Raw genomic sequence first — 6,570 nt, 5'->3', positions numbered from 1 at the left:
GCGGCCTGGGATCTCTGCCGCGACTGGACGGCGGAGGAGCGCGACCGGCTGCGCCGGGACGCGGGGCGGCTCGGGCTCCGCGCCGAGATCCGCGGGCGGCCGATGCGCGACCTGGCCGGCGAGGTCCTCGCCATCGCCGAGGCCGGGCTCGCGGCGCGGGCGCGGCCGGGGGCGGGCGGGATGATCGGCGACGAGACGCATTTCCTCAACGCGCTGAAGGAGATCGTCGCCTCCGGCATGACCGCTTCGGACGAGCTGCTCGCCCGCTACGCCGGCGACTGGGGCGGCGATCTCTCGCGGATCTACGCCGACTACAGCTACTGAGGCCGCCGGCTCCCCGGCGATCCCCGCGCGGGCACGGGCTCGCGGGCCGATCACTCCCGCCAGGCCTCGGCCACCCACGGCGCCGGGCGGAGGTAGTGCCGCAGGTAGCGCAGCGGCGGGTCCGGCCGGTCGCGGGCGAAGAGCCCGCGCAGGTGCGCCCCCGGCGTCCCCGGCCGGTAGCCGCCGGTCCAGTGGCCGGCGATGGCGTGCGGCGGCAGGAGCCCGCCCGGGAAGATCACCACCCGCGCGTCCTTCGGCAGCTTCGGCGGCAGGAAGAAGTTGAGCGGCAGCGTCCGCACGCAATGCGCCCGGAAATGCCGCACCCAGGCGTTCGGCCAGAAGCGCACGCCGCCCGGCGCCTCGCGCGTCACGAACCGCTGCTCGAACCGGTAGCGGTCGGCCACCCCCTGCGGATCGGCCAGGAACATCTCCTGCAGCGGCACGAGCTTGCCCACCGGGAAGCGGAAGAGCGAGGTCTGCCCCAGCCGCTCGGCCGGCGTGTTCGGGTTGCGGGAGAGGATCACCTCCTCCGGCTCGCCATAGCTGAAGAAGTCGTCGAGCGAGCCCACCACCACCAGGTCAAGATCCATGAAGAGGACCGGCCCCTTCAGCCCGCCGAGCTCCGCCCCCCAGAGCCGCGCCTTCGGCCAGATCCCCTTGGTGCCGCTCGGCATCGCCACCTCGAGCTGCGGCAGCGGCTCGGCGCGGATCGCCGGGTTGAACCCGGCGGCATCGTCGGTGAAGCAGGTGAAGCTGAAGGGCGGGGTGATGTTGCGCGCGACCCCGGCATAGAGCCGGTTGACGTAGCGCGCCCCGTACTTCGGGCCCCAGCTGATGCAGATGACCTGCTTTTCCATCCGGCGGACCGGGCGCGGTCAGAAGTCGACCGCGATCCCCCGGCGCTCCCAGTCGCCGAAGCGCACCGGCTCGGGCCCGTCCCGCCCGCCGATCTCGGGCGGCAGCTCCGCGGCCGACGCCGCCCTGCGCCGGGCCTCGGCCTCCGCCAGCGCGCGGGCGGCGGCGGCCTCGCGGCGCGCCTCTTTTTCGCTCGGCTCCCCAGACATATATTCCCTCCACGCTCGGCGGGGCGATCATGGACCCCGCATCCGGGTGCCGCAAGGGGGCGGGACGCGCGATGAACTACTTCCGGACCATGCTGCTCCTCGCGGCGATGACCGCGCTCTTCATGGTCGTGGGCTACGCGATCGGCGGCACCGGCGGCATGACGATCGCCTTCCTCTTCGCCGTCGCCACCAACGCCTTCGCCTACTGGAACTCGGACAAGATGGTGCTGCGGATGCACAATGCCGAGCCCGTCACCCGCGCCAGCGCGCCCGAGCTGCACGAGATGGTCGCGCGGCTGGCGAAGCAGGCCGGCCTGCCGATGCCCAAGGTCTATATCATCCGCGAGCCGCAGCCGAACGCCTTCGCCACCGGCCGCAACCCCGAGAACGCCGCGGTGGCGGCGACCACCGGCATCCTCCAGCTCCTCGGCCCCGACGAGCTCGAGGGGGTGATCGCGCACGAGCTCGCCCATGTCCGGAACCGCGACATCCTGACCATGACCGTCGCGGCGACCGTCGCCGGCGCCATCTCCATGCTGGCGCAGTTCGGCTTCTTCTTCGGCGGCGCCCGCGACCGCGACAACGGGATGGGGGCGCTCGGGATGATCCTCGCCGTCCTCTTCGCGCCGCTGGCGGCGGCGCTCATCCAGATGACGATCAGCCGCACGCGGGAATATTCCGCCGACCGGCTCGGCGCCGAGATCAGCGGCAAGCCGCTCGCGCTGGCCAGCGCGCTGCGCAAGATCTCGTCCACCGCCCAGCGCATCGTCATGCCGACCGCCGAGCGCAACCCGGCCTCGGCCCCCCTCTTCATCGTCAACCCGCTCTCCGGCCAGCGGATGGACAACCTCTTCTCGACGCATCCGAACGTCGAGAACCGTATCCGCGCCCTCGAGGCGATGGCGGGCGCCAGCGGCCGCGGTCCCGGCAGCGGTCGCGGCGGCAATCCCGGGCTCGACGCCGGGATCCCGACCCGGCCGAGCCCGATCCCGGTCGTCCGCCGGCGCTGAGCGGCATGGCGGCCCCGGGCCTCGCGGCGCGGCGGGCGGCCGCCGCGCTCCTCGCCGGTGTGCTGGAGCGGGGCCAGACCCTCGCCGAGCAGGCCGAGGCCGCGGGTGGTCCGCTCGCGGCCATCGCCCCTGCCGAGCGGGCGCGGGCGCAGACGCTGGCCACCGGCACGCTGCGCCACCTCGGCCGCATCGACGCCGTCCTCGCGCCCTTCCTCCGCAAGCCGCCGCCCCCCACGGCGATGAACGCGCTTCGCCTCGCGGTGGCCGAGCTCAACCTCGACCAGGTGCCGCCGCACGCCGCCGTCGACGGCGCCGTGCGGCTCGTCCAGGCCGGCCACGCCCGCCACCTCTCCGGGCTGGTCAACGCCGTGGCGCGCCGGGTCGCCGCGGGCGGCGCCGCCCTCTGGGACGCCGCCCCCGAGGCCCCGCTGCCCGACTGGCTCGCCGCCCCGATCGCCGCGGCCTGGGGTCCCGCGGCCGTCGCCGCCATCGCCGAGGCCCACCGCCGGCCGCCCCCGATCGACCTCACCCTCCGCGACCCGGCGGAGGCCGCGGACTGGGCCGAACGCCTCGGCGCCGAGCTCCTGCCGACCGGCAACCTGCGGCTCGCCGGCCGGGTGCAGCTCTCGACGCTGCCCGGCTACGCCGAGGGCGCCTGGTGGGTGCAGGACGCGGCCGCCGCGCTGCCCGCGCGCCTCTTCGGCGACCTCGCCGGCCGGCGCGTGCTCGATGTCTGCGCCGCCCCCGGCGGCAAGACGCTGCAGCTTGCCGCCGCCGGCGCGGACGTCACCGCGCTCGACCTCTCCGCCCCGCGCCTCCGCCGCCTGCACGAGAACCTCGCCCGCACCGGCCTCGCCGCCCGGGTCGTGACCGCCGACGCCCTCGCCTGGCAGCCCGAGGCGCCGTTCGACGCCATCCTCGTCGACGCCCCCTGCTCGGCCACCGGCACCATCCGCCGCCACCCCGACCTGCCCTTCCTGCGCGCCGGCCGCGAGCTCGCGCCGCTCCTCGCGCTCCAGGCGGCGCTCCTCGACCGCGCCTGGCGCTGGCTCGCTCCCGGCGGCCGGCTCGTCTACTGCGTCTGCTCGCTCTTCCCGGCCGAAGGCGAGGACCAGCTCGCCCGCTTCCGTGCCGCCGCCCCCGGCGCGCGGATGGCTCCTCCCGATCCCGCCGCGCTCGGCATCGACCCGGCCTGGATCGACGCCGCCGGCGGCCTCCGCCTCCGCCCGGACTTCTGGCCGGAGCGCGGCGGCATGGACGGCTTCTATGCCGCCTGTCTCGCGAAGCCGGGCGACGCCGCGGCCGATGCCGCGTGACAAGCGCCCCCCGCGCGGCAATAACGTCCTGACAATCATCACCTTGTCGGTCCCGCCCCGCCCATGTCCTCGCCCGCACTGACGCTGAAGGCCCTGGGCGAGCAGATCGCCCGGCTCCCGCGCGGGTGGCAGAACCGCATCTGGGCGCACCGCGCCCGCCTCGGCGGCCGGCCACAGGTCGCCGAGACGCTCCCCGAGCCGATCTTCCTCGGCGACGCCGACGCCGGGCAGGCGCTCCTCGACGGCCGCTGGCCGACGCTCGGCCGCGAGATCCCGGTCGGCAAGGGCTCGATCTGGGCCGCGCCGCTCACCGACCGCCGCCTGGAGGCCGAACGGCAGGCCTCGCTCTGGCTCGACGACCTCGCCGCCCTCGGCAACCGCCCGGCACGCGCGCTGGCGCAGGCCTGGGTGCAGGACTGGATCACCCGCTTCGGCCACGGCGGCGGGCCGGGCTGGGTGCCCGAGGCGGCCGGCCGGCGCGCGAAGCGCTGGGCGCTGCACGCCGCGCTCCTCACTCAGGGCCTCGACCGCGGCGGCGCCGACCGCTTCTGGCGCGCCCTTGCCGCGCACCAGCGCTACCTCGCCCGCGCCTGGCCGCAGGCCGCCGAGGGCCCGCCGCGGCTGCGCGCGCTCGCCGGCCTCGTCTGGAGCGGCGTGGTGCTGCCCCACCCCGGCCATTCCGCCGCCCTCGCCGAGATGGCCGCCCTCGCCGACGCCCTCGTCGATCCCGAGGGCGGCACCCCCTCGCGCGCCCCGGAGGATCTCGCCGAGATCCTGACCCTGCTCATCTGGACGGCCCGCCTCCTCGATAATGCCGGCCAGCAGGCGATGGCGCCGCACCTCTCGGCCATCGTCCGCGCCGTCCCGGTGCTCCGCCCGCTCCGCATGGGCGACGGCGGGGTGGCGCGCTTCCACGGCGGCGGCGCCGGCACGCCCGAGCGCATCGACCAGGCGCTCGCCGAGCTCCGCCTCGTCGCCCAGCCGAAGCCGCGCCTGCCCATGGGCTTCGCCCGCCTCGCCGGCGGCCGCGTCGTCGTGGTGATGGACGGCGCCGCCCCGCCGGCCGGCCCCGGCGCGCTCACCGCCCATGCCGCCACGCTCGCCTTCGAGATGAGCGCCGGCCGCCAGCGCCTCGTCGTCAACGCCGGCCCCGGCCGCGCCTTCGGCGGCGACTGGACGCTCCTCTCCCGCCGGACCGCGGCGCAGTCGGGCATCGAGGTCGACGGGTGCTCCTCGGCCCGCTTCCCCGACCGCGGCCTCGCCGCCCGCACCTTCGGCACCCCGCTCACCGACGGCCCGGCGCTCGTCTCGGTCCGTCAGGCCCAGGACGCGACCGGCCAGTGGCTCCTCGCCACCCAGGACGGCTATGTCGCCAGCCACGGCCTCCTGCAGGAGCGCCGGCTCTACGTCGACGCCCGCGGGCAGGAGGTCCGCGGCGAGGACATCCTCACCGTCCCCGACGCCGGCGCCCGCGACCGCTTCGAGCGCGCCGCCGCCGCCGGCCGCCTCGGCTTCGCCGCCCGCTTCCACCTCCACCCCGCCGTCACCCCCGAGCTCGACGAGGGGCGCCAGCTCGTGCTCCTCGCGCTGCCGAGCGGCGAGGTCTGGATGTTCCGCACCGGCGGCGGCCTGCTCTCGCTCGAGGACTCGGTCTGGTTCGACCCCGCAGCCGCCGCACCTCTCCCCACCCGGCAGGTGGTTGTCCGGAGCGAGGTGGTCGAGTATCTCGGCCAGGTCACCTGGTCCTTCGGACGCATCGCCGAGGCGCGCGCCGCGCCCTGAGCGCCGCGGGACCGCCCCTGGCCGCGAGGAGCCGCCCGCCGCATGTTTCCCGACCTGGTGCCGATCCGGCGCGCTCTGATCTCCGTCTCCGACAAGACCGGCCTCCTGCCGCTCGCCGAGGGCCTCGTCGCCCGCGGCGTCGAGCTGCTCTCGACCGGCGGCACCGCCCAGGCGCTGCGCGCCGCCGGCCTGCCGGTCCGCGACGTCAGCGAGGTGACCGAGTTCCCCGAGATGCTCGACGGCCGGGTCAAGACGCTGCACCCGATGGTGCACGCGGGCCTCCTCGCCCGCCGCGACCTGCCCGCGCACGCCGCTGCGCTCGACGAGTACGGCATCGCCCCGATCGACCTCCTCGTCGTCAACCTCTACCCGTTCGAGGCGACCGTCGCCGGCGGCGGCGACTTCGCCGCCTGCATCGAGAACATCGACATCGGCGGCCCGGCGATGCTGCGCTCGGCGGCGAAGAACCACGGCTTCGTCACCGTCCTCACCGACGTCGAGGACTATGCCCCGCTCCTCGCCGAGCTCGAGGCGCACGCCGGCGCCACCTCGCTCGCCTTCCGCCGCGCCGCCGCCCTCACCGCCTTCGGCCGCACCGCCGCCTACGACGCGGCGGTCTCCGGCTGGATGGCCGGCGCCCTCGGCGACCCCGCCCCACGGCGGCGCAGCTTCGCCGGCACGCTCGCCCAGCCGCTCCGCTACGGCGAGAACCCGCACCAGGGGGCCGCCTTCTACCGCGACGGCAGCACCCGCCCGGGCGTCGCCACCGCCCGCCAGCTGCAGGGCAAGGCGCTCTCCTACAACAACATCAACGACACCGACGCCGCCTTCGAGCTCGTCGCCGAGTTCGCCCCCGCGGACGGCCCGGCCTGCGCCATCATCAAGCACGCCAACCCCTGCGGCGTCGCCCGCGGCGCGAACCTGCTCGAAGCCTACCGCGCCGCCTGGGACTGCGACCGCACTTCCGCCTTCGGCGGCATCGTGGCGCTGAACGGCACGCTCGACGCGGCGACGGCGGCGGCGATCGCCGAGATCTTCACCGAGGTCGTCATCGCCCCCGACGCCACCGAGGAG

The 6,570-nt window shown here is 76.0% G+C and carries 6 protein-coding genes and 1 pseudogene; 5 read left to right on the top strand and 2 right to left on the bottom strand.

Translation table 11 applies throughout. The features are described 5' to 3' along the window. Positions 1–324, top strand: a pseudogene (locus Q0112_RS08980) (glutamate--cysteine ligase); the annotation flags it as partial. A gap of 50 nt (positions 325–374) precedes the next feature. Here Q0112_RS08980 and Q0112_RS08975 read toward each other — a convergent pair. Both Q0112_RS08975 and Q0112_RS08970 read right to left on the bottom strand, forming a co-directional pair. Further along, positions 375–1,181, bottom strand: coding sequence for a glycosyl transferase (locus Q0112_RS08975; RefSeq protein ID WP_297974166.1), 807 nt, complete (start codon positions 1,179–1,181; stop codon positions 375–377). 18 nt (positions 1,182–1,199) lie between these two features. Then, the gene (locus Q0112_RS08970; RefSeq protein WP_297974164.1) at positions 1,200–1,388 is read right to left on the bottom strand and encodes a DUF1674 domain-containing protein; all 189 of its coding nucleotides are present in this window, start codon (positions 1,386–1,388) and stop codon (positions 1,200–1,202) included. 71 nt (positions 1,389–1,459) lie between these two features. Between Q0112_RS08970 and htpX the strand changes: the two genes are divergently transcribed. From htpX to purH, 4 genes are all read left to right on the top strand, one after another. Next, the gene (gene htpX / locus Q0112_RS08965) at positions 1,460–2,398 is read left to right on the top strand and encodes a zinc metalloprotease HtpX (protein ID WP_297974161.1); all 939 of its coding nucleotides are present in this window, start codon (positions 1,460–1,462) and stop codon (positions 2,396–2,398) included. A 5-nt stretch (positions 2,399–2,403) separates the two neighbouring features. Then, a complete protein-coding gene (locus Q0112_RS08960) occupies positions 2,404–3,714 on the top strand; it encodes a transcription antitermination factor NusB (RefSeq protein ID WP_297974159.1) in 1,311 nt (436 codons plus the stop codon). 63 nt (positions 3,715–3,777) lie between these two features. Beyond that, the gene (locus Q0112_RS08955) at positions 3,778–5,496 is read left to right on the top strand and encodes a heparinase II/III family protein (protein ID WP_297974156.1); all 1,719 of its coding nucleotides are present in this window, start codon (positions 3,778–3,780) and stop codon (positions 5,494–5,496) included. Between the two features lie 42 nt (positions 5,497–5,538). Further along, a partial coding sequence (purH, locus tag Q0112_RS08950; protein ID WP_297974153.1) for a bifunctional phosphoribosylaminoimidazolecarboxamide formyltransferase/IMP cyclohydrolase occupies positions 5,539–6,570 on the top strand: 1,032 nt, incomplete at its 3' end.

Source organism: uncultured Amaricoccus sp., from assembly GCF_937858865.1.
Lineage (GTDB): Bacteria > Pseudomonadota > Alphaproteobacteria > Rhodobacterales > Rhodobacteraceae > Amaricoccus.
The sequence above is the reverse complement of the archived record's forward strand: the minus strand, read 5'-3'. Positions and strand labels throughout refer to the sequence as shown.

What these genes read in the sequence shown, in the direction of transcription:
- Q0112_RS08975 (WP_297974166.1), bottom strand. Translation starts at nt 1,181, where the DNA reads ATGGAAAAGCAGGTCATCTGCATCAGCTGGGGCCCGAAGTACGGGGCG.
- Q0112_RS08970 (WP_297974164.1), bottom strand. Translation starts at nt 1,388, where the DNA reads ATGTCTGGGGAGCCGAGCGAAAAAGAGGCGCGCCGCGAGGCCGCCGCC.
- htpX (WP_297974161.1), top strand. Translation starts at nt 1,460, where the DNA reads ATGAACTACTTCCGGACCATGCTGCTCCTCGCGGCGATGACCGCGCTC.
- Q0112_RS08960 (WP_297974159.1), top strand. Translation starts at nt 2,404, where the DNA reads ATGGCGGCCCCGGGCCTCGCGGCGCGGCGGGCGGCCGCCGCGCTCCTC.
- Q0112_RS08955 (WP_297974156.1), top strand. Translation starts at nt 3,778, where the DNA reads ATGTCCTCGCCCGCACTGACGCTGAAGGCCCTGGGCGAGCAGATCGCC.